Source organism: Pseudomonas sp. Pdm06, assembly GCF_014851795.1.
Taxonomy (GTDB): domain Bacteria; phylum Pseudomonadota; class Gammaproteobacteria; order Pseudomonadales; family Pseudomonadaceae; genus Aquipseudomonas; species Aquipseudomonas fluorescens_AA.
In genome coordinates this window covers 182,157-202,795 of the sequence record NZ_JACVAH010000015.1, presented here as the reverse complement: position 1 = coordinate 202,795, position 20,639 = coordinate 182,157, and the positions used below count along the sequence as shown (strand labels likewise).

Here is a 20,639-nt window from a genome sequence, read left to right as displayed (position 1 = left end):
CTGCATGTCCCTGATCATCACCGACGACTGCATCAATTGCGACGTCTGCGAACCCGAATGCCCGAACGAGGCCATTTCCCAAGGCGAGGAGATCTACGTCATCGACCCGAACCTGTGCACCCAGTGCGTCGGCCACTACGACGAACCCCAGTGCCAGCAGGTTTGCCCGGTGGATTGCATCCCGCTGGACGAGGCTCATCCGGAGACTGAAGAGCAGTTGATGGCGAAATATCGCAAGATTACTGGCAAGGATTGAGCTTTTAGGCGGCCCCACAGGCCCCATCGCGAGCAAGCTCGCTCCCACAGGCGCTTTGCTTCAGGCACTAAACACAGCAGATCCCTGTGGGAGCGAGCTTGCTCGCGATGAGGCCAGCAGCAGCACCCAAGCTCCAGCTGCCCGCCTCACTCCTGCCGCTCAAACCCCTCCCCCACACACCCCAGGCACCGCACGAACGTGGCCCTGGCCGGGTCCACCACCAACGCCTTCCCCGCATCGCCGACCCCACCGCCCAGCGCGGTAAAGGGCAACGACACCACGAATGCCCCAGCCCCGATCACCGTAGCGGCGAGCAGCAGCGGGCGGGCGATCAGCAAGTCACCGAGCATGGCGAAGGCCGGCGGATTCTGGATGGTGTAGCGCGGGTCGCCGCTGCCGCTGTTTGCCAGGGCAGGCAAACCGACACTCAGCAGCAGCGCTAGAACGACAGGTCGAAGCGGTTTCATCGGGCGATCCTTCGGCTAAATCAATATGACTACTGACTATAGACCGTCGGACGAATCAGCTCTGGCAGCGTGGGCACCAGACACTGGCACGCTGGCCCAGGCGGATCTCCCGCAGCCCCGTGCCACAGACCTTGCACAATTCCCCGCCCCGGCCGTAGACGAACAGCTCCTGCTGGAAATAGCCGGGCTGGCCGTCCCCACCGATGAAATCCCGCAACGTGGTGCCGCCGCGCTCGATGGCATGGGCGAGGATGCGCTTGATTTCGATCGCCAGCTTCAGGTAACGCCCCCGGGAAATGCCTCCGGCAGCCCGACGCGGGTCGATCCCGGCGGCGAACAGCGCCTCGGTCGCGTAGATATTGCCCACGCCCACCACCACCGCGTTGTCCATGATGAACGGCTTGACCGCCATGGAACGCCCCCGCGACAGCTGGAACAACCGTTCGCCATCGAACAGGTCGGTCAAGGGCTCGGGGCCGAGGCGAATCAGCAACTCGTGATTGAGCGGGTCGAGGCTCCAGAGCATCGCGCCGAAGCGCCGAGGGTCGGTGTAGCGCAAGGCCAGGCCGGACTCCAGCTCGATGTCCACGTGCTCATGCTTGAGGGCCGGCATGCCGACCTCCACCAGCCGCAGGTTGCCGGACATGCCCAGATGGCTGATCAACGTGCCGACCTCGGCATTGATCAGCAGGTACTTGGCCCGCCGCTCCACCTGCACGATGCGCTGGCCCGAGAGCCGCACATCGAGATCTTCAGGGATCGGCCAGCGCAGGCGGCGGTCACGGACCACCACGCGACTGACCCGCTGGCCTTCAAGATGGGGCGCGATGCCGCGACGGGTGGTTTCGACTTCCGGCAGTTCTGGCATGAGGTTCTCGCGTCAGGCGACGCCACGCACTCAACGAGAGGCGAGGTCGCGAATTTCCTGTTTCTGGGTCTGGAAGTCGTATTCCGACAAACCGATGTAGTCGAGCACCAGGCTCCCGACGCTATCCCACTCGTGGTCTTCGGCCTGGTTGCCGAGCACCCGGTGGGACGCACAGATGTTCTCGGACATCTTCAGGATCGCCAGCAGGTTTTTCAGCTGGCTGTTGTTGCGTGAAGAGTCGTCGCTGAAGACCGCCAGGGCATTGTGGTGGTTGGCGATCGCCTGGCTGACGTGATCCGGCAGGCGCCAGGATTTGGAGGTGTAGTAACCGACCACCGCATGGTTGGTGTTGAACACGCGGTTCTCGGTGTCCACCACCCGGCACTCGGCGCTGGCACTGGCGTAGGCCTCCTCCAGCACGCTCATGTAGTTGGGGAACTGCTTGAGCATCAACGGCACGCCGCAGTCGTGGAACAACCCCAAGGCATAGGCTTCGTCACCGTTCTCCAGGCCGACGCGCTTGGCCAGGGTCAGGCAGGTCATCGCCACGTCCTGGGCGGTATCCCAGAAGCGGTTCAGGGTCACGATGGCGTCGTCGTGCAGCTCGCCCTTGATCGACTGCGCATTGATCAGGTTGATGATCGAACGGCTGCCCAGCAGGTTCACCGCGCGCTGGATCGAGGTGATCTTGTTGCGCAGGCCGTAATAGGGCGAGTTGACGATCTTGAGCAAGGCTCCCGAGAGACCCGGGTCCTGGGAGATCAACTTGGCGATGGTCTCCAGGTCCGGGTCGGGCATGTACTGCTCCATCTGCAGATCCACCATGATCTGCGGCTGGGGCGGCACACTGATCCCTTGCAGGGACTGTTGGATCTGTTCGGCGGAAAGTTCTTTGGACATGAGTACACACTCTGGGTCAGGCGGGGATTCTAACCCTTAAAGATGGATCCGATACACCACCGGGCCACCGATCGTCCTTCAAGCCCGTCAACCCTTGCAACACGGTATACTCCCGCTCTTTTTTCCGGAGCGACGTCATGTCCCTGCCTAGCCTGCGCCTCAAAGCCAACGCCGACCGTCGCCTGCGCGCCGGCCACCTGTGGGTCTACAGCAACGAAATCGATGTGGCCGCCACGCCCCTGCACGGCTTCAAGGCCGGCGACCAGGCCATCCTCGAAGCCGCCGGCGGCAAGCCGTTGGGCATCGTTGCGATGAGCCCCAACAACCTGATCTGCGCCCGGCTGCTGTCCCGTGACGTGAAGCTGCCGCTGGACAAGTCCCTGCTGGTGCATCGCCTCAACGTGGCGTTGTCCCTGCGCGAGCGGCTGTTCGACAAGCCGTTCTATCGCCTGGTCTACGGTGACTCCGACCTGTTGCCAGGCCTGGTGGTCGACCGTTTCGGCGACATCCTGGTGGTGCAGATCGCCTCGGCCACCATGGAAGCCCACAAGGACGACGTGATCGCCGCCCTGACCCAGGTGCTCAAGCCCAGCGGCATCCTGTTCAAGAACGACTCCGCGGCCCGTGACGCCGAGGGTCTGAACCGCTACGTCGAGACCGTGTTCGGCCTGGTGCCGGAATGGGTGGCCCTGGAAGAGAACGGCGTGAAGTTCGAAGCGCCGGTCATGGAAGGCCAGAAAACCGGCTGGTTCTACGACCACCGCATGAACCGCGCACGCCTGGCCCCGTACGCCAAGGGCAAGCGCGTGCTGGACCTATTCAGCTACATCGGCGGCTGGGGTGTGCAAGCCGCGGCGTTCGGCGCCAGTGAAGTATTCTGCGTCGATGCCTCGGCCTTCGCCCTCGACGGTGTCGAGCGCAACGCCGCGTTGAACGGCTTCGCCGAGAAGCTGACCTGCATCGAAGGCGACGTGTTCGAGGCCTTGAAAGAACTCAAGGCCAGCGAAGAACGTTTCGACGTGATCGTGGCCGACCCACCGGCCTTCATCAAGCGCAAGAAGGACCTGAAGAACGGCGAAGGCGCCTATCGCCGTCTCAACGAGCAAGCCATGCGCCTGCTCAGCAAGGACGGCATCCTGGTCAGCGCGTCGTGCTCGATGCACCTGCCCGAAGACGACCTGCAAAACATCCTGCTGACCAGCGCCCGTCATCTGGACCGCAACATCCAACTGCTCGAACGCGGCGGCCAGGGACCAGACCACCCGGTACACCCGGCCATCGCCGAGACCCGCTACATCAAGAGCATCACCTGCCGGTTGTTGCCCAACAGCTGACACCGGGCGGGGCCAGTGCCGCAGCGCTGCGCCCCGCGCACTCGAATCGCATTCTGATCGCGGCCTCGGCTGCGATTTTTTTGCGCGTCTGAATAAGTCCGCAGGAGAACTCCCACGCAATTACCAGAGCCTTCCTACTCAATCTCCCCGCGCCCGGCGGGCATGACGCATTAGGATTGAAAGCGCCCCTCAGGTACGCCTTGGACCTCGTCAATGATTGATCCGCAAAATCGTCTGGCTGCCCGCAAACCAGCCACCGTCGGCTTGTTGCTGACGCTGACGCTGCTCGGCGTCTTTCCCATCGATGTCGTGCTGCCCTTGTTCCCCGCCCTGTCCGAGCATTTTGAACGCTCATCCGCGGACATTGCCCTGTCTGTCAGCCTGTTCGCGGTGGGGATTGCCCTTTCCCAACTGCTGGTCGGCCCGCTCTCCGACGTCATGGGACGAAAAAACCTGCTGTTGATCGGAATCACCGTTTCCGCCGTTGGAGCAGCCGGTTGCGTGCTCGCCGACGGTTACGGGGCCTTTCTGTTCTTGCGTGTCGTCCAGGCCTTGGGATGCGGTTGCTTCGTACTGTCCCAAGCGCTGATCCAAGACCTGTTCACCGGTCGGGAACAGCAGCGCCTGCGGATCTTTCTGGTCACCTGCGGGGGGATTTTCATTTCCGTTTCGCCCCTGGCCGGCACCGGGCTGCAAAGCTGGATGGGCTGGCGAGGCAGCTTCCTGGTGTTCATTGCCCTGGCAATCGGTGCATTCATCAGCGCCTGTCGTTTACTTCAACGCCCTGTGGCAGACAGCCAACCCAGGCGCCTGGATTTCATCGCATCCTATCGAAAGGTCTGCGGCGACTTCAGCTTCATGGCCTATTGGTTAACCTCGGCGCTGGCTTTTTCCTGCCACTTTTCGTTCATCGTCATATCGCCGCTGGTCCTGATCGACCAGTTGCGCCTCTCCCCCGAGGCTTTTTCCCTGGCGCTGCTGGGCTATGGGCTGGCCTACATCGGCGGGGGCGCGGTAGCGTCCGTGCTGAGCAATCGAATCGATCCACAGACGCAAATCATCACGGGGCTGGTCCTGATCCTCGCCGCAGGCCTCCTGATGCTGGGGCTTGCCAATCACCTGGGTTTGTCAGTCACCACCCTGTTACTGCCCATGATCGTGTGCACCACCGGAACGACCATTGCCCGCGCAGCCGCCCACACCCAAGCCATGAACAGATTTCCTGGGCGGGCCGGCACGTCCGCCTCCGCCGGCAGTGTGCTGATCTTCATCGTCGGCGGGCTGACCAGTGCCGCGATCAGCCTCACCCCGCTGGACTTGCAGCTCACCCTGGCCCTGTGCCTGGTCCTGCTCAGCCTGCTGGGGCTGGCGCTCAATGCCCTGGTCCGACAGCGTGACAGGGGGTTGTTGACCGGCTGAACCCTGCCAGTCGTCATCCCGTGCACGACATTGGCGCCCGATCAGCGCTTTGCGTCATTTCATCCTGGCGCCAGCGGTGTAGAATCGTGGCATTCATCGCCATTCATCCCCGGCGGGTTTATGAGCTCATGCCGAGGCGCGCAGCGATCCTGCAAAGTCATCGGCCACTTCCGGACACACGGCCAAACCCAGGTGCTCCAGACGTCGACAGAAGCTCACTTCCCCATTGATACCTGATAAGTACCTGATTAGCCGCCCGGAGTGCTCCATGCCTGATTACCGCTCGAAAACATCCACCCATGGCCGCAACATGGCCGGCGCCCGTGCCTTGTGGCGCGCCACGGGGATGAAGGATGACGACTTCAAGAAGCCGATCATCGCCATTGCCAACTCCTTCACCCAGTTCGTACCCGGCCACGTCCACCTCAAGGACCTCGGCCAACTGGTTGCCCGGGAAATCGAACGCGTCGGCGGCGTTGCCAAGGAATTCAACACCATCGCCGTGGACGACGGCATCGCCATGGGCCACGACGGCATGCTGTATTCGCTGCCGAGCCGCGAGATCATCGCCGACTCCGTCGAATACATGGTCAACGCCCACTGCGCCGACGCCATCGTGTGCATTTCCAACTGCGACAAGATCACCCCGGGCATGCTCATGGCCGCCCTGCGCCTGAACATCCCGGTGATCTTCGTTTCCGGCGGCCCGATGGAAGCCGGCAAGACCAAGCTCGCCAGCCACGGCCTCGACCTGGTCGATGCCATGGTGATCGCCGCCGACTCCAGCGCCTCTGACGAGAAGGTTGCCGAATACGAGCGCAGCGCCTGCCCGACCTGCGGTTCGTGCTCCGGCATGTTCACCGCCAACTCGATGAACTGCCTGACCGAAGCCCTGGGCCTGGCCCTGCCGGGCAACGGTTCGACCCTCGCCACCCACAGCGATCGCGAGCAGTTGTTCCTGCAGGCCGGCCGGACCATCGTCGAGCTGTGCAAGCGCTACTACGGCGAAAACGACGAGTCGGTGTTGCCGCGCAACATCGCCAACTTCAAGGCGTTCGAAAACGCCATGACCCTGGACATCGCCATGGGCGGTTCCACCAACACCATCCTGCACTTGCTGGCCGCGGCCCAGGAAGCCGAGATCGATTTCGACCTGCGCGACATCGACCGCCTGTCCCGTCACGTGCCGCAACTGTGCAAGGTCGCGCCGAACATCCAGAAGTACCACATGGAAGACGTGCACCGTGCCGGCGGGATCTTCAGCATCCTCGGCTCACTGGCCCGTGGCGGCCTGTTGCACACCGACCTGCCGACCGTGCACAGCAAGAGCATGGCCGAGGCCATCGCCAAGTGGGACATCACCCAGACCACCGACGAGGCCGTGCATCACTTCTTCAAGGCCGGCCCGGCGGGCATCCCGACGCAAACCGCGTTCAGCCAGTCGACCCGCTGGGAGACGCTGGACGACGACCGTGAAAACGGCTGCATCCGTAGCGTCGAGCACGCGTACTCCCAGGAGGGTGGCCTGGCCGTGCTCTACGGCAACATCGCCCTGGATGGCTGCGTGGTGAAGACCGCCGGCGTCGACGAGTCGATCCATGTGTTCGAAGGCAACGCGAAGATTTTCGAAAGCCAGGACAGCGCCGTACGCGGCATCCTCGCTGACGAAGTGAAGGCCGGCGACATCGTGATCATTCGCTACGAAGGCCCGAAAGGCGGCCCGGGCATGCAGGAAATGCTCTACCCGACGTCCTACCTGAAGTCCAAAGGCCTGGGCAAAGCCTGCGCCTTGCTGACCGATGGCCGGTTCTCCGGCGGCACCTCTGGCCTGTCCATCGGCCACGCTTCGCCGGAAGCGGCGGCTGGCGGTGCCATCGGCCTGGTGCGCGATGGCGACAAGGTCCTGATCGATATCCCGAACCGCTCGATCAACCTGTTGATCAGCGACGAAGAACTGGCCGGGCGCCGCATCGAACAGGACAACAAGGGCTGGAAGCCGGTGGAAGTGCGCCCACGCAAAGTCACCACGGCCCTCAAGGCCTACGCCCTGCTCGCCACCAGCGCCGACAAGGGTGCGGTGCGTAACAAGGCGATGCTTGACGGCCTGTAAGCGTCGTTAGTCGCAATAAAAATGCCCCGCCAAGTGCGGGGCATTTTTTTAGCGATGAGCGCAAATCCTGAGAACACCGACACTCAATGTGGGAGCGAGCTTGCTCGCGATGGCGGTGTATCAGCCAGCAAGGATGCTACTGATCCGACGCCATCGCGAGCAAGCTCGCTCCCACAGGGTGTGGGGCTTACTGGATATCTTCCGGCTTGACGATCACCCAGTTCTTGTCCGCGGTAACCGGCAGTCCTTCCTTGGCCTGGGCGGCGGCGTGCTTGGCCATCATCCCGTTGATCTGGGTCATGTATTTGTCCTTGCGGTTGACCCACAGGTGAATCCCGCCCTTGGCCACGTCCACATCGTGGAACAGCATGTAGCCGTCGCTGCTTGGTGTGTCACCGGCCACCAGCACCGGTTTTTTCCATTCGTCGATGTACGTCAGGATCGCCGCGTGCTTGCCGGCCATCCAGGTCGCCGGGGTCCACAGGTAAGGCGTGTATTCCAGGCCGAGGTTGGCCTTCTCGTCATACTTACCCGCGGTGATCTGCTTGCGGGCGGTGGTCAGTTCGCCGGTCTTGCGGTCCTTGAGCAACGTGGTCACGCCGATCACGTTCTGCGGCTTGAGGTTGTAGCCGTATTTCGGGTCCGCGGCGACCATGCGTACCAGCTCTTCAGAAGCGGCGGTCATGACATAGACCTCGATGCCGTTTTCCATCAACTTGTTGTACAGCTCGGCCTGGCCGGTGAAGATTTTCGGCGGGTTGACGTTGTACTGGACCACCTTGTCGCCATCGTAATAGGTGGTCGGCACCGGCTTGCCGGACGCCATCAGCTCATCGACATAGCCCTTGAGCTCCTTGAGCGTAAAGCCCGAGAACACCTGGGCCACCCACGGATAGCAGACCATGTCATCCACTTCGCACAGGCGGTAGTAGTAACTGAACAGGCTTTCCTTGTGGTCAGCCGTGTCCTTGAACGGCATCAGCTTCAAGGACGGGTCCAGGCTTTCCCGGGTGATAAGGCCCTTGTTCTCCATGAACGGCAGCAACGACTCCTCAAGGTCGTAGCGGTAACTGGTGTTGTCCATGTCGAACACCGCGTAGTTACCCTTGTTGGCGTTGGCCGCGATCATCGCGTCCAGGGCCTTGGCCTGTTCCGCCGGCCAGTGCTTGAGTTCGGTGGCGAGCACCTGGCCAGCGAGGCCAAGACTCAAAGCGACAGCGAGAAAACGAGGTGCGAGTTTCATCGGCATTTCTCCCAGGTTCAAAGAATCCGACGCTAACAAATGCTTGTGACAGTCCTCGCCTGTGGGCGACCGCTTACATCGTGATCACGCCAGCCGCGTATCCGTAAACGTCATTGCCTTATTCCATAAACGACAATCTACATGCTTTTTTAGTATTAATTCATTAGTTATCAGGCTGTTAGGCTCCCCGGTTCGCAGTCGCGGCTTCAGGCGACTGGCACAAGTCTGATGGAGCTCTTTTGATGAATCTGCCGCTGATCCTCAATCTGCTGGTATTCCTCGCCTTGCTGTTCGGCCTGGCGCAAACCCGTCATAGCACCTGGAGCCTGGCCAAGAAAGTGCTGCTGGCACTGGTGCTGGGCGTGGTGTTCGGTATCGCCCTGCACACGATTTATGGCGCCGGCAATCCGGTCCTCAAGGCCTCGATCGGCTGGTTCGACCTGGTGGGCAACGGCTACGTGCAATTGCTGCAGATGATCGTGATCCCACTGGTCTTCGCTTCGATCCTCAGCGCCGTGGCCCGCCTGCATAACGCCTCGTCCCTGGGCAAGATCAGCTTCCTGACCATTGGCACGCTGCTGTTCACCACCGCCATCGCCGCGCTGATCGGCATCGGCCTGACCAACCTGTTCGGCCTCACCGCCGAAGGCCTGGTGGCCGGCACCCAGGAACTGGCGCGCCTGCAAGTGATCCAGAGCGACTACGCCGGCAAGGTCGCCGACCTGAACATCCCGCAACTGCTGCTTTCGTTCATTCCGCAAAACCCCTTTGCCGACCTGGCGCGGGCCAAGCCGACATCGATCATCAGCGTGGTGATCTTCGCCGCGTTCCTCGGTGTCGCGGCGTTGCAGTTGCTCAAGGATGACGTGGAGAAAGGCCAGAAAGTGATCAACGCCATCGACACCCTGCAAAGCTGGGTGACGCGCCTGGTGCGCCTGGTGATGAAGCTGACGCCGTACGGTGTGCTGGCGCTGATGACCAAGGTGGTGGCCGGCTCCAACCTGCAGGACATCATCAAGCTCGGCAGTTTTGTCGTGGTGTCGTACCTCGGGCTGGGCCTGATGTTCGTGGTCCATGGCCTGTTGGTGTCCGCTGCCGGGATCAACCCGTTGCGCTTCTTCCGCAAGATCTGGCCGGTGCTGACCTTCGCCTTCACCAGCCGCTCCAGCGCGGCCACCATCCCGTTGAGCATCGAAGCCCAGACCAGCCGCCTCGGCATCCCACGGGCGATTGCCAGCTTCAGCGCCTCGTTCGGCGCCACCATCGGCCAGAACGGTTGCGCCGGCCTTTATCCGGCCATGCTGGCGGTGATGGTCGCGCCGACGGTGGGCATCAACCCGCTGGATCCGGTCTGGATCGCGACGCTGGTGGCGATCGTGACGTTGAGTTCAGCCGGGGTGGCCGGGGTCGGTGGCGGCGCGACGTTCGCCGCGCTGATCGTGCTGCCGGCCATGGGCTTGCCGGTCGCGCTGGTCGCCTTGCTGATTTCCGTCGAGCCATTGATCGACATGGGCCGTACGGCGTTGAACGTCAGTGGCTCGATCACCGCCGGGGCGATTACCAGCCAGGTGATGCAGCAGACTGACAAGGCCTTGCTCGATGCCGAGGAGCATGGGGAGTTGGTGCACGCTTGATGGCCTGACACTTGTGGGAGCAAAGCTTGCTCGCGATCCGGGCGCCTCGGTCCATGGAAGACCGCGTCGCTTTCATCGCGGGCAAGCCATGCTCCCACAGACATGTTCCCACAGGGCTTACAGCTTCTCCCACACTTCGAAGCTGTAGGCCGGCTTGTCCCCTTCCGCCGGGTTCGGCTGGTTCGAGACCAACGCCCACTGGCTCGAATCAAATTCCGGAAACCAGGCATCCCCCTCCGGGCTCAGCGCCACGCGGGTCAGGTACAGTCGATCCGCCTGCGCCAGGGCCTGGGCGTACAGCTGGGCGCCGCCGATCAACATCAGCTCATCGACGCCCTGCTCCAGGGCCCAGGCCTCGGCCCGCGCCACTGCGGCCTCCAGGGTGGAAAACACTTCCGCGCCTTCCAGCACCAGGTCCGGCTGGCGACTGACCACGATGTTCAAGCGCCCGGGCAGCGGGCGACCGAGGGAATCCCAGGTCTTGCGTCCCATGATGATCGGCTTGCCCAACGTGGTGGCCTTGAAGTATTTGAAATCCCCCGGCAGGTGCCAGGGCATGCTGTTGTCGACGCCGATCACGCGGTTTTCACCGAGGGCTGCGATCAGGCTTAAGGGGAGAGTTTTGTTCATGGCCGCGAGGATACCAGAGGCCCGGCGTACCCCGACAGGCATCACAGCGGTTATGCTCAACCCTCATTCGAGCAACGGAAGCCCCCGTGACAGCACTGCAGAACCTCTGGTTGACCGAGACGATCCGCCTGCGTGAAGAACACGCCGGCCCGCTCGAGGACCAGGAAGCCAATCGCCTGGCCCGCGCGGCAGGCGGCGATCTTTCCACCCGCATCCGCCACCGCGCCCGCTGGCTGGCCGAGCGCGATGGCCTCACCCAAGCCCTGCGCCATTGGCTGCAAGGGGCACGCCTGGCGCTTATCGTGCTGGCGGTGCTCGCCATCATCAGCGGCGCCGGCCTCGGGTTCGCCGCCCTCGGCGACGGCCAGGCACCGGTCAATGTGTTCTGGGCCCTGGGCAGTCTTTTGGGGCTGAACCTGATCCTGCTCGTCGGTTGGGTCCTGGGCCTGATCTTCGCGGGCGAGCAAGGTGCCGCGCTGGGGCGCCTGTGGCTGTGGCTCAGCGAAAAACTCGCCCGTGATGCCAAGGCCGCCCAACTGGCACCGGCCCTGCTGCTGTTGCTGCAACGACACAAGCTCAATCGCTGGGCCCTCGGTGCGCTGGTCAACGGCGTGTGGTTGCTGGCGATGCTCAGCGCGCTGATCATCCTACTGATGCTGATGGCGACCCGGCGCTATGGCTTTGTCTGGGAAACCACCCTCCTCGGCAGCGAGACCTTCGTCGCCATGACCCGTGGCCTCGGCGCGTTGCCTGCCCTGTTGGGCTTCAGTGTGCCGACGGTGGAGATGATCCGCGCCAGCGGTGACGGCGCCCTGGCCATCGAGAGCGCCCGCCAGGCCTGGGCCGCCTGGCTGGTCGGCGTGCTGCTGGTCTATGGCGTGCTGCCGCGCCTGGGCCTGGCGTTGCTGTGCCTGTGGCGCTGGCGACGCGGTCGCGCCACATTGCACCTGGATTTGAACCTGCCGGGCTACGCCCAACTGCGTGAACGGCTGATGCCCAGCAGCGAGCGCCTGGGCGTCAACGACGCCGCACCCGCGCAGTTGCACCCCATCGAAAGTGCCGTTGGCGCGATGGACAGCGACGGCGCGCTGCTGGTGGCGATCGAACTGGACGATCGGCCCTGGCCGCCCAAACTGCCCGAAACCGTGAAAAGCGCCGGCATTCTCGACAGCCGCGAGTCGCGCCACAAACTCCTGGAACAACTGTCGCGCTTTCCGCCCGCACGCCTGGCCATTGCCTGTGACCCACGCCGTTCACCGGACCGGGGCAGCCTGGCGCTGATCGCCGAGCTGGCCCGCAGCGCCAGCGCCACCCGCGTCTGGCTGTTGCAGGCGCCGCTAGGCGAAGCCCTCGACGCCGAACGCCTGGGCGACTGGCACAACGCGCTGCAGCAGTTGCAGCTACCCTTCGCCGACTGCATGCCCTTGAACTGGCTGGAGACCGGCCATGACTGAACCCATGAAGCCGTTGAAGCTGGCCGTGGTCGGCCATACCAACGTCGGCAAGACCTCGCTGCTGCGTACCTTGACCCGCGACGTCGGCTTCGGCGAGGTGTCCCACCGTCCGAGCACCACCCGGCACGTCGAGGGCGCACGTTTGTCGGTGGACGGCGAAGCGCTGCTGGAGCTGTACGACACGCCGGGCCTGGAAGACGCCATCGCCCTGCTCGATTACCTCGAGCGCCTGGAGCGCCCTGGCGAACGCCTGGACGGCCCGGCGCGCCTGACTCGCTTCCTCGAGGGCAGCGAGGCGCGGCAACGCTTCGAACAGGAAGCCAAGGTGCTGCGGCAATTGCTCGCCAGCGACGCCGGGCTGTATGTGATCGACGCCCGTGAGCCGGTGCTGGCCAAGTACCGCGATGAATTGGAAGTCCTCGCCAGTTGTGGCAAACCGCTGCTGCCGGTGTTGAATTTCGTCAGCAGCGCCCACCATCGCGAGCCCGACTGGCGCGAAGCCCTGGCGCGATTGGGGCTGCACGCCCTGGTGCGCTTTGACAGCGTCGCCCCGCCCGAGGACGGCGAGCGGCGCCTGTATGAAAGCCTCGCGTTGTTGCTGGAAAGCGCCCGTGGGCAACTGGAGCGACTGGTCGCCGACCAACAGGCCCAACGCCTGGCCCGCCAGCAGAGCGCGGCGCGCTTGATCGCCGAATTGCTGATCGACTGCGCCGCCTGCCGACGCAGCGTGGCCAGTGATGCCGGGCTGGAACGCGAGGCCATCAGTGAGCTGCGCAACGCGGTGCGTCAGCGCGAACAGCGCTGCGTCGAAGCCCTGCTCAAGCTCTACGCGTTCCGCCCCCAGGACGCTGCCGCCAGCGACCTGCCGCTGCTCGACGGACGCTGGGGCGATGATTTGTTCAACCCTGAAACCCTCAAACAACTGGGTGTACGCGTCGGTGGCGGAATCGCGGCAGGGGCGGCGGCCGGTGCCGGCGTGGACTTGCTGGTGGGCGGCCTGACCCTCGGTGCCGCGGCCTTGGCCGGGGCCATTGTCGGTGGCACCCTGCAAACCGCCCGCAGCTATGGCAACCGGTTGATGGGCAAGCTCAAGGGGCAACGGGAACTGACGGTGGACGATGGCGTGCTGCGCCTGCTGGCCCTGCGCCAACGACAATTGCTGCAAGCCCTCAACCTGCGCGGCCATGCGGCGATGGACAGCATCCGCATCGCCACGCCCCAGGACAAGACCTGGCGCGAGGGCAAGCTGCCCGACGCCCTGAACAAGGCCCGGGCGCATCCACAATGGTCATCCCTCAATCCCCAGGCGCGGTTGAGCCAGGCAGAACGCCAGGAGCTGATCGAGCAGTTGGCCGAGCAGCTCTAAGCGACACAAAACCCTCTGGCAAGCACACAAGACCTGTGGCGAGGGAGCTTGCTCCCGCTGGGTTGCGAAGCAACCCCAAAACCTGACACCTTGGTGTGTCAGGCCTACCGCGTTTCAGCATTTCGGGGCCACTTCGTGGCCCAGCGGGAGCAAGCTCCCTCGCCACAAAAGCAATCCATCAATCGTTGTTCAAGGCCTTGAGGGCCGCCGCCGCTTCAGCCAACTCCAGCTCACTGAACACCTGCACCCCATGGCGCTTGAGCAATGCCGCCGTCACGCCTTCGCCACTGACCTTCACACCGCTGAACGTCCCGTCATAGGTCAGCAGATTGCCGCACGACGGGCTGTTGGCCTTGAGCACGGCGATACGGATGCCGTGTTCACGCACCTGTTCCAGCGCTTGATACGCGCCTGACAAAAACTGTGTGCTCACGTCTTCGCCCTCGGTGGTGATCACCGCGGCGTGGCCGTCGAGCACCTGTCCACCCTGCCCGCCGGGAATCTCCGCCGCCGCCCGGGGCGTGGGCAAGCCACCGGCGACTTCCGGGCACAGCGCCACGATCCGGCCTTCGTCGAGCCAGTGCTGAAGCTGATCGAACGGCCCGCTGGCACCGCCGTCGTAGCGCACGCGATGGCCGAGCAGGCAGCGACTGACCAGGATCTTTTCCATCGTCAGAACAACTCGTTGCCGCGGCGTCGGAACCACCCCGTCAAGGACAGGCGATCCCGGGTGGCCGGCAGTACTTCATGGGGGATATCCCCCGACAGGAACACCACCAGGCAACCGCCGATGGGCACCACGTCACGCTCCACGCCATTCTCCAGATACATGCGCAACTGGCCGCCGTGCTCCGGCAGCCAATCGTCGTTGAGGTAGAGCACCGCAGACACCGCGCGTCGGTCGTCATCGCGGAAGCGGTCGACGTGCTTGAGGTAGAACGCACCGGGCGGGTACAGGGCGAAATGGCTTTCGAAATCCTCCAGCCCCAGGAACAGCCCGCGATTCATCGCCTCGCGCAGGCTGTCCATCAACCCCAGGTAACGGTCGCAGGCTGGCGCCTGGCCGGGTTCGATCCACTGGATACGATCACCCCGAATGCCTTCGCGAATCTCCGAGAACGGCCCACGCCCGACCGCTGCCGGAGCCAACTCGCCCTCGGCGGCACGCTGGCGGCATTCAGCCGCCAGGGCACGGGTCAGCGCGTCCGGCAGGAAGAGGTTCTGCTGCGACCAGCCGCGCTCGGCCAAGTCGTCGACGATACGTAACAGCAGTGGGTGATCAGAAGGTATTTGCATGGCGCGCATAGTATGCCTGTGCCTGCAAAACCGACAGCGCCACGCAGCGGGTTCGCTGCGTCGGATAGCACCACCGTACGAACTTGATACGAATTCTCGACAAGACCCCACACCCCACGGAGAATAGTCGGCTGCTGACAGGAGTCCCTATGCGCCGTTTGCTTTTCTCACTGTTGATGTTCTGCGTTTTGCCCGCCTGGGCAGACAGCTACGACCAGTTGTACAAGGTCGCCGGCTGGCCGGAACAGCGGGCGCATTTCAATGATGCCTTGAGCGCCGCCCAGCAGCGCTATCAGAGCAGCCTGCCGCCGGCGGTGTTCCAAGCCCTGGTCAACAACAGCAATCAACGTTTCGCCCCCCAGGCCATGGACCAGCGGGCCGAGGCGCAAATACGCAGCAAGCTTCGAGACCCGAACCCGGCCCTGGGCTTTTTCCAGTCGCCCCTGGGCCGCAAGGTCGTGGCGGCCGAGTTGCTGGCGACCCGGCGCGATCAATTGGCAAAAAACGCCAAGGGCCTGCCGAAGATGCAAGCCAGCGACAACCGCCTGTTGATCATCGGCCACCTGGCCCAGGCCCTGCCCGCCCGCGAAGCCGGCGCCGAAGTCAGCCTGGCGATCGCCGGCGTGGCAGCCGACAGCCTGAGTTCGATGATCCCCGGTCTGCTGGGTGCTGGCCAGGCCCAAGGCATGCTCAACGGCCAGCGCCAGCGACTGATGGAGCAGATCGGCGCGGACCTGAACAACACGTTGCTGTACGTCTACCGTGACTTGTCGGATACCGAGCTGGAAGAGTTCGCCACCTTCGCCGAATCGGCCGAGGGCCAGGCTTATTACCAGGCGGCTTTGGCGGCGATTCGGGCGGGATTGGCGGTGGGGCAGAATCTGGGGCAGTAGATAGAACTCCAGTGCCTGGGATTACGCCATCGCGAGCAGGCTCGCTCCCACATTGGATCGTGGCCGGTCGCAATATTCGATTTCACCCAATCCCCCTGTGGGAGCGAGCCTGCTCGCGATAGCTATATCCAGGTCAACCCCGAAACCGACTCATCCGCTTACTCAAGAACCCAAACATCTCCTGCCGCAAAGCCTGCGCTTCGTTCGCCAGGTGATGCCGGCCCTCGGGCAGCATCAAGACCTGCGGCCGGTCGAACTTGCCGCGCAGCACTTGCAGGTTGTGTACCCAATCCACCGTCATGTCCGCCTGCCCCTGCACGATCAAGGGCTGGCGCGGGCTGCTCGGGGCCGCTTCGATACGCTTGATCCATTGCGCCAATGCCCCCACCCAGGCAGTAGGCAGGCGCAGCGGTTGCAGCGGGTCGGCTTGCAGGAATGGCAGGAACTGCGGGTCGGTGGAGTTCTCGCTGAAACGCCGGGCGATACCCGTCACGAACGGCTTGAGCAAGTAATAACTCAGGCGCGACCACCCCCAGGCCCGCGGCCGTACCAGGGGTGACAGCAGGATGACCTGGCCCTGGGCCGGGCTCTGCGCGCCGTGGTTGAGCACGTGATCGACCACGATCGCCCCGCCGGTGCTCTGCCCGCACAGGTGCCAGGGGTGCGGCAGGTCCAGGGTCGCGGCCTCGGCCAACAGCCCCTGCAAGGTGGCCTGGTACTCGGCGAAATCCTCGATACTGGCGCGTTCGCCGCTGGACAGGCCATGGCCCGGCAGGTCGCAGGCGATCACCACGAACTTCTGCTCCAGGGCCCACTCGATCAAGTGCCGGTACAACCCCATGTGGTCGTAGTAACCGTGGAACACAAACAACGTCGCCACGGCCTTTTCCGGCCACCAGACCTGACTGACGACCTCATACCCGCCCACCTCGAAACGCCCCAACCCTTTGCGCACACTGCGCTGGGGAAAATCCAGCCCGTAGAACCGCTGGTAAGCCTGGGCTTGCTCGGACAGGGCTTGCCACTGTGCCAGCGGTTGCAGGCTGGCACGCAGGAGATCGGGGTCGAAAGTGACAGGCATCAAGGTTTCCAGGCATGGGCGCATCGCGCGAAACAGACTTTACAGGCCTGCGATATTCATCTGTCGCGGCAAGCATGGCAAGCTACGCGGCTTCAGAGGATCGACTCCATGCGCCCGACCCACCGCACGACCTTGCTTGCCAGCCTGCTTGCCCTCGGGTGCGCCGTCGTCTTGTGGGTGGCCTACGACTGGTTCCAGGGCCGTTTCCTGCGGGCCTTCAGTCAACACACCGCGGTGTTTTCCGGCGACCCTCTGCGCCTGCCCGCCGACCTGGCCGGCCCTGGCGCGATCCGCCTGGTGCACTTCTGGGACCCGGCGTGCCCGTGCAACGTTGGCAACCAGCAGCACCTTGCCGAACTGATCGATAAGTATGTACCGCAAGGCGTTGAGTTTTATGCCGTACAAAAAGCCGGCAGCCAAGGTCAACTGCCGGCCACCTTGAACAGCCTGAAAAACCTGCCGACGCTTCCGGGTTCAAGCCAGATTCCTGCCAGCCCAGCGGTGGCGATCTGGGATCGCAGCGGCCAACTGGCGTACTTCGGCCCTTACAGTGAAGGCCTGACCTGCAATTCGAGCAACAGCTTCATCGAGCCGATTCTCGAGGCATTGAGCGCTGGTCGGACGGTCAATGCGACCCATACGATGGCGGTGGGTTGTTATTGTCCGTGGCCAATGGCGAAATAAAGTTTGGTTGAAGAAGCCGAATAAAGCGCCAAGAGCAATTGCATCGGCCGTCTTCATCACAGCCTCAATTGCTGTACCGATCTGTTTGACAAAAAACAAATTCAAAACCTCATGCCACATGAGGAAGAAAAAAATAACAAGCCACATTGACTACAAAAAAAGAAACCCCAGTGGTAGCTAAAAGTATCAAATTAAACTTCTGCACTGACACACCATATATCTGCGCAAAAATAAAAGTATTTTTCGGAGACGGCATTGCAGATATCAAAATAAGTGAAAACAGCAACAAGCCAGACAACCCAAAAAAATACTGTCCTACCCCAAAAGAAATCGCCGGATGTAAAAAATTCTTTATAAGCACACCCATCGCTACTTCATTACAGTTGTTTTTCAAAGTGGAGGTTACGCGACCAGCATAAAACGAAGCGCCCAGTGCTATTAGAGCAATAGGTGCCGCAGTTTTAGCAATCACCTCCATGCCTTCGATGATAAAAAAATCTGTATCGATCAAGTGCGGGAGCTTAACCTGCGAAATGAGGGACCCTGTGAGCGCGGAAGTTATCAGTGGATTCTTGAACACCACCCATAGAGCTTTCTTTAAGAAAGCGCCTAAGGATCCAGCTTTCGAAAAAGAAGAAACCTCCATGACAAATATTGCAACAGCCGTAAGAATGACGGACTGAAAAACAATTATTGGCACAACCAAAGCTGAATCACCCAACAGCAGTATGAAGATAGGCACCGCCAAGAACGCGGTATTAGTTTGCCCGATAGCAATAAGATTTAAACCGACCTCCACCAGGCTCTTCCTCAGAAAGATTCTATACACGATAAATATCACAACCCACAGTATAGAAACACCCACACCATACGCTTGCACATAAGCACTGACATTAACGCCTGAAGTGTAATTGGATTTCAACGTTGTTAAAAAAATCTCTACCGGAAGAGCAAGATAAAAAACATAGTCACTCAGTACCTCATCGGCACCGCGACGCATAAGGCCGGCCAACGAAAGCAAAAAGCCCAAAAGTATCAAACCAAATATAGACAACGTTGAATTCAACGACAGCATCAACATAACCAGTCCGCCTTGCCGATCAGCCAGCAGTCAACCGAACACACTTTACCAACAACAGGGAGTTCCTCTCCTAACAACTCATACGACAATAGAGGCTACAAGATCATGTTTGTGCGACACACCTACAAGTTTTCCTTTATGGTCAACAACCAAAATTGCAGACACATCAATACTTACACAGTCTGCGATAAGTTCATATTCATGCACACACCTTAAATTCACCGCCATAACATCCGAGATTTTAAGGTCAAAAACATTATCACGCCCCTTGAGTACTCGAACCATATCGTCATCCGTAAATACACCCAAGGGTCGTGAGAATGTATCTACCACGACGACAAATCCAAGGCGCTTATTCGCCATATAACTGATCGCATCTAAAAACAACGTACCAGGAGGTACGGCAGGGACTTTATCCCCTGTCACCATTACGTCACGAATCTTCACAGTTAGCACTTTACCAAGATTTCCGGCGGGATGGTTTTTTGAGAACTCTTCCTTCGTGAAACGCTTAATCCTCATAAGAGCCATAGCAATAGCGTCTCCGACACCTAATGTAGCGCTGGAGCTTACCGTTGGCGCGAGATTATACGGACATGCTTCCCTATCAACTTTCAACGCGACGTGCGCACTTGTTTTACTTGCCAATTCCGAGCTTGAAAGATTTGTCAACGCTACCGTACTTACACCTATATCATGAAGATATGGAAGCAGAGACAAAATCTCTTCACTTCTACCGCTATACGATATTAACACTGCAAGGTCGCGTGCCGTAATCATACCCAAGTCCCCATGCTTAGCCTCAGACGGATGGATAAAAAAACTAGGCGTACCAGTGGAGGCTAGGCTTGCCGCAATTTTCTTACCGACATGGCCACTTTTCCCAACACCTAAAATCACCACGTGTCCCTTGCAGGCCAATATAAGTCTAACGACATCGACAAAACCGCTACCCTCCAACTCATTGGAAAGTTTTATCAATGCCTGCCCCTCACGGATCAAAACCTCTCGCCCCAAAGTTAGAACATGTTTATCAGACCCTATGCCCAACGACAATTCATCCTTCATAAATCCTTATCTCCTTACGGCTGACATTTGGATCATTTACTAGCAGAGCCCCATTCCTATAATGATTTTTTCGATAGAACGTTACAAAAAAACTATTTCTCTCATAGGGAGCATTGGGATGGTGTGTAGCACCATGCCAGCTATTATTTGACCTCAAAAAAGCAAATGCCACATTAGGTGCATAGGGAATTTTCCTGAACTCTTCAAACCCATCTTCGTTTTTCACAAACAGCCCAAGCCCCGAATCCTTACATTCATCACTCCTTGGCAAATACCATCCAAAGGTTATTGCCTTTTCAACAATATCCGTATGCGGAGGCAAATCAAATCCAGCGAAATCCTTGTACAGATGCGGATAAGGAGTGACATCAACACTTGAACCAAACTTGCTTAGCAAAAGACTTTTGAACTGTTCACCACGAAGAAACTCAACAACATCGATAGAAACCTTAGACCCCAAAAAAACATTACCCAAATCAGCCGAACAGTCTTCAAGAGACAGAGGCAATTCAAAACGTGTTGGACGCCCATTCTTCAAAGTGCTTTTATGCATTAAAGGCTTATACAGGTCCAACGCTGGCAAGCTAGAAACGAATGCGCTGTAACACCGCTCTGGAACAAAGTCCTTTACTTCAAAAAACTTGAATGGCTTACTCACCAAATCAGCATCTGCTATTTTTTTTGAAATATATTCCATGAGTCCGGACATGCCCACCTCCTTACGGCCTTCTCAAGATCCGCCTCTACATAAATCAACCCTATACCCCTCCTATATTTATAGGTCTCGTCTACGCCCTCCAGCAACGGAATTCTTGTAGTGCAATTCCCAAAAAATCGAAGGAAGCTTCTTACATA

Annotated in this window: 20 protein-coding genes; 9 read left to right on the top strand and 11 right to left on the bottom strand. The window is 60.6% G+C overall.

Annotated features, from left to right (window positions below; translation table 11 throughout):
- Window positions 1-4 precede the first annotated feature (4 nt).
- Complete coding sequence (locus IB266_RS23285; RefSeq protein WP_060740180.1) at window positions 5-256, top strand: YfhL family 4Fe-4S dicluster ferredoxin; 252 nt, start codon at window positions 5-7, stop codon at window positions 254-256.
- A 146-nt stretch (window positions 257-402) separates the two neighbouring features.
- On the opposite strand, the gene IB266_RS23280 is transcribed toward IB266_RS23285, so the two are convergent.
- From IB266_RS23280 to IB266_RS23270, 3 genes are read right to left on the bottom strand one after another with little or no spacing between them, the layout of a single operon-like run.
- On the bottom strand, window positions 403-723 hold the full coding sequence (locus tag IB266_RS23280; RefSeq protein WP_060740179.1) for a hypothetical protein: 321 nt from the start codon (window positions 721-723) through the stop codon (window positions 403-405).
- A gap of 55 nt (window positions 724-778) precedes the next feature.
- The gene (mutM, locus tag IB266_RS23275; protein WP_060740178.1) at window positions 779-1,591 is read right to left on the bottom strand and encodes a bifunctional DNA-formamidopyrimidine glycosylase/DNA-(apurinic or apyrimidinic site) lyase; all 813 of its coding nucleotides are present in this window, start codon (window positions 1,589-1,591) and stop codon (window positions 779-781) included.
- 30 nt (window positions 1,592-1,621) lie between these two features.
- The gene (locus IB266_RS23270) at window positions 1,622-2,437 is read right to left on the bottom strand and encodes an HDOD domain-containing protein (protein ID WP_192262654.1); all 816 of its coding nucleotides are present in this window, start codon (window positions 2,435-2,437) and stop codon (window positions 1,622-1,624) included.
- A gap of 191 nt (window positions 2,438-2,628) precedes the next feature.
- Between IB266_RS23270 and IB266_RS23265 the strand changes: the two genes are divergently transcribed.
- The 3 genes from IB266_RS23265 to ilvD all read left to right on the top strand — a co-directional run bounded on the left by IB266_RS23265 (window position 2,629) and on the right by ilvD (window position 7,354).
- A complete protein-coding gene (locus IB266_RS23265) occupies window positions 2,629-3,825 on the top strand; it encodes a class I SAM-dependent rRNA methyltransferase (protein WP_003206543.1) in 1,197 nt (398 codons plus the stop codon).
- Window positions 3,826-4,038: 213 nt separating this feature from the next.
- On the top strand, window positions 4,039-5,244 hold the full coding sequence (locus tag IB266_RS23260; RefSeq protein WP_192262638.1) for an MFS transporter: 1,206 nt from the start codon (window positions 4,039-4,041) through the stop codon (window positions 5,242-5,244).
- A 268-nt stretch (window positions 5,245-5,512) separates the two neighbouring features.
- On the top strand, window positions 5,513-7,354 hold the full coding sequence (gene ilvD / locus IB266_RS23255; protein WP_053126275.1) for a dihydroxy-acid dehydratase: 1,842 nt from the start codon (window positions 5,513-5,515) through the stop codon (window positions 7,352-7,354).
- Window positions 7,355-7,541: 187 nt separating this feature from the next.
- On the opposite strand, the gene IB266_RS23250 is transcribed toward ilvD, so the two are convergent.
- Window positions 7,542-8,597: a haloacid dehalogenase-like hydrolase gene (locus IB266_RS23250; protein WP_192262636.1), complete on the bottom strand. Its 1,056-nt coding sequence runs from the start codon at window positions 8,595-8,597 to the stop codon at window positions 7,542-7,544.
- Between the two features lie 242 nt (window positions 8,598-8,839).
- Here IB266_RS23250 and IB266_RS23245 point away from each other — a divergent pair, with 242 nt between their 5' ends.
- Complete coding sequence (locus IB266_RS23245) at window positions 8,840-10,231, top strand: L-cystine transporter (RefSeq protein WP_060740172.1); 1,392 nt, start codon at window positions 8,840-8,842, stop codon at window positions 10,229-10,231.
- 117 nt (window positions 10,232-10,348) lie between these two features.
- On the opposite strand, the gene IB266_RS23240 is transcribed toward IB266_RS23245, so the two are convergent.
- Window positions 10,349-10,861: a dihydrofolate reductase gene (locus IB266_RS23240; protein WP_103309868.1), complete on the bottom strand. Its 513-nt coding sequence runs from the start codon at window positions 10,859-10,861 to the stop codon at window positions 10,349-10,351.
- 86 nt (window positions 10,862-10,947) lie between these two features.
- Here IB266_RS23240 and IB266_RS23235 point away from each other — a divergent pair, with 86 nt between their 5' ends.
- Together IB266_RS23235 and IB266_RS23230 are read left to right on the top strand one after the other, a co-directional pair.
- Window positions 10,948-12,315: a DUF2868 domain-containing protein gene (locus tag IB266_RS23235; protein ID WP_192262634.1), complete on the top strand. Its 1,368-nt coding sequence runs from the start codon at window positions 10,948-10,950 to the stop codon at window positions 12,313-12,315.
- Entirely contained in the window at window positions 12,308-13,681 is a 1,374-nt protein-coding gene (locus IB266_RS23230; RefSeq protein ID WP_192262632.1) for a GTPase/DUF3482 domain-containing protein, read from the top strand. The genes IB266_RS23235 and IB266_RS23230 overlap by 8 nt, the downstream gene beginning before the upstream one ends.
- Window positions 13,682-13,859: 178 nt before the next feature.
- Here the strand turns inward: IB266_RS23230 and IB266_RS23225 are convergent, their stop codons facing one another.
- Both IB266_RS23225 and IB266_RS23220 read right to left on the bottom strand, forming a co-directional pair.
- The gene (locus IB266_RS23225) at window positions 13,860-14,351 is read right to left on the bottom strand and encodes a DUF523 domain-containing protein (protein WP_192262630.1); all 492 of its coding nucleotides are present in this window, start codon (window positions 14,349-14,351) and stop codon (window positions 13,860-13,862) included.
- Between the two features lie 2 nt (window positions 14,352-14,353).
- Window positions 14,354-14,986: a 2OG-Fe(II) oxygenase gene (locus IB266_RS23220; protein ID WP_192262628.1), complete on the bottom strand. Its 633-nt coding sequence runs from the start codon at window positions 14,984-14,986 to the stop codon at window positions 14,354-14,356.
- Between the two features lie 140 nt (window positions 14,987-15,126).
- Here IB266_RS23220 and IB266_RS23215 point away from each other — a divergent pair, with 140 nt between their 5' ends.
- Window positions 15,127-15,870: a DUF2059 domain-containing protein gene (locus tag IB266_RS23215; protein WP_192262627.1), complete on the top strand. Its 744-nt coding sequence runs from the start codon at window positions 15,127-15,129 to the stop codon at window positions 15,868-15,870.
- A gap of 133 nt (window positions 15,871-16,003) precedes the next feature.
- Here the strand turns inward: IB266_RS23215 and IB266_RS23210 are convergent, their stop codons facing one another.
- The gene (locus IB266_RS23210; protein ID WP_192262625.1) at window positions 16,004-16,951 is read right to left on the bottom strand and encodes an alpha/beta hydrolase; all 948 of its coding nucleotides are present in this window, start codon (window positions 16,949-16,951) and stop codon (window positions 16,004-16,006) included.
- A gap of 108 nt (window positions 16,952-17,059) precedes the next feature.
- On the opposite strand from IB266_RS23210, the gene IB266_RS23205 reads away from it, so the two are divergent.
- On the top strand, window positions 17,060-17,635 hold the full coding sequence (locus IB266_RS23205; RefSeq protein ID WP_192262623.1) for a DUF6436 domain-containing protein: 576 nt from the start codon (window positions 17,060-17,062) through the stop codon (window positions 17,633-17,635).
- A 109-nt stretch (window positions 17,636-17,744) separates the two neighbouring features.
- Here the strand turns inward: IB266_RS23205 and IB266_RS23200 are convergent, their stop codons facing one another.
- The 3 genes from IB266_RS23200 to IB266_RS23190 all read right to left on the bottom strand — a co-directional run bounded on the left by IB266_RS23200 (window position 17,745) and on the right by IB266_RS23190 (window position 20,493).
- Window positions 17,745-18,716 carry an AEC family transporter gene (locus IB266_RS23200; protein ID WP_192262621.1) on the bottom strand — a complete coding sequence of 324 codons (972 nt, stop codon included), beginning with the start codon at window positions 18,714-18,716 and terminating at the stop codon, window positions 17,745-17,747.
- Between the two features lie 78 nt (window positions 18,717-18,794).
- Window positions 18,795-19,784, bottom strand: coding sequence for a KpsF/GutQ family sugar-phosphate isomerase (locus tag IB266_RS23195; protein WP_192262620.1), 990 nt, complete (start codon window positions 19,782-19,784; stop codon window positions 18,795-18,797).
- Window positions 19,774-20,493, bottom strand: coding sequence for a hypothetical protein (locus tag IB266_RS23190; RefSeq protein ID WP_192262618.1), 720 nt, complete (start codon window positions 20,491-20,493; stop codon window positions 19,774-19,776). Before IB266_RS23190 ends, IB266_RS23195 begins: the two co-directional genes overlap by 11 nt.
- Between the last annotated feature and the right edge of the window lie 146 nt (window positions 20,494-20,639).

Excerpts from the sequence above, each read along its gene's own strand:
- IB266_RS23285 (WP_060740180.1), top strand. The coding sequence starts at position 5 with ATGTCCCTGATCATCACCGACGACTGCATCAATTGCGACGTCTGCGAA.
- IB266_RS23280 (WP_060740179.1), bottom strand. The coding sequence starts at position 723 with ATGAAACCGCTTCGACCTGTCGTTCTAGCGCTGCTGCTGAGTGTCGGT.
- mutM (WP_060740178.1), bottom strand. The coding sequence starts at position 1,591 with ATGCCAGAACTGCCGGAAGTCGAAACCACCCGTCGCGGCATCGCGCCC.
- IB266_RS23265 (WP_003206543.1), top strand. The coding sequence starts at position 2,629 with ATGTCCCTGCCTAGCCTGCGCCTCAAAGCCAACGCCGACCGTCGCCTG.
- IB266_RS23260 (WP_192262638.1), top strand. The coding sequence starts at position 4,039 with ATGATTGATCCGCAAAATCGTCTGGCTGCCCGCAAACCAGCCACCGTC.
- ilvD (WP_053126275.1), top strand. The coding sequence starts at position 5,513 with ATGCCTGATTACCGCTCGAAAACATCCACCCATGGCCGCAACATGGCC.
- IB266_RS23250 (WP_192262636.1), bottom strand. The coding sequence starts at position 8,597 with ATGAAACTCGCACCTCGTTTTCTCGCTGTCGCTTTGAGTCTTGGCCTC.
- IB266_RS23245 (WP_060740172.1), top strand. The coding sequence starts at position 8,840 with ATGAATCTGCCGCTGATCCTCAATCTGCTGGTATTCCTCGCCTTGCTG.
- IB266_RS23240 (WP_103309868.1), bottom strand. The coding sequence starts at position 10,861 with ATGAACAAAACTCTCCCCTTAAGCCTGATCGCAGCCCTCGGTGAAAAC.
- IB266_RS23230 (WP_192262632.1), top strand. The coding sequence starts at position 12,308 with ATGACTGAACCCATGAAGCCGTTGAAGCTGGCCGTGGTCGGCCATACC.
- IB266_RS23225 (WP_192262630.1), bottom strand. The coding sequence starts at position 14,351 with ATGGAAAAGATCCTGGTCAGTCGCTGCCTGCTCGGCCATCGCGTGCGC.
- IB266_RS23220 (WP_192262628.1), bottom strand. The coding sequence starts at position 14,986 with ATGCGCGCCATGCAAATACCTTCTGATCACCCACTGCTGTTACGTATC.
- IB266_RS23215 (WP_192262627.1), top strand. The coding sequence starts at position 15,127 with ATGCGCCGTTTGCTTTTCTCACTGTTGATGTTCTGCGTTTTGCCCGCC.
- IB266_RS23210 (WP_192262625.1), bottom strand. The coding sequence starts at position 16,951 with ATGCCTGTCACTTTCGACCCCGATCTCCTGCGTGCCAGCCTGCAACCG.
- IB266_RS23205 (WP_192262623.1), top strand. The coding sequence starts at position 17,060 with ATGCGCCCGACCCACCGCACGACCTTGCTTGCCAGCCTGCTTGCCCTC.
- IB266_RS23200 (WP_192262621.1), bottom strand. The coding sequence starts at position 18,716 with ATGTTGATGCTGTCGTTGAATTCAACGTTGTCTATATTTGGTTTGATA.
- IB266_RS23195 (WP_192262620.1), bottom strand. The coding sequence starts at position 19,784 with ATGAAGGATGAATTGTCGTTGGGCATAGGGTCTGATAAACATGTTCTA.
- IB266_RS23190 (WP_192262618.1), bottom strand. The coding sequence starts at position 20,493 with ATGTCCGGACTCATGGAATATATTTCAAAAAAAATAGCAGATGCTGAT.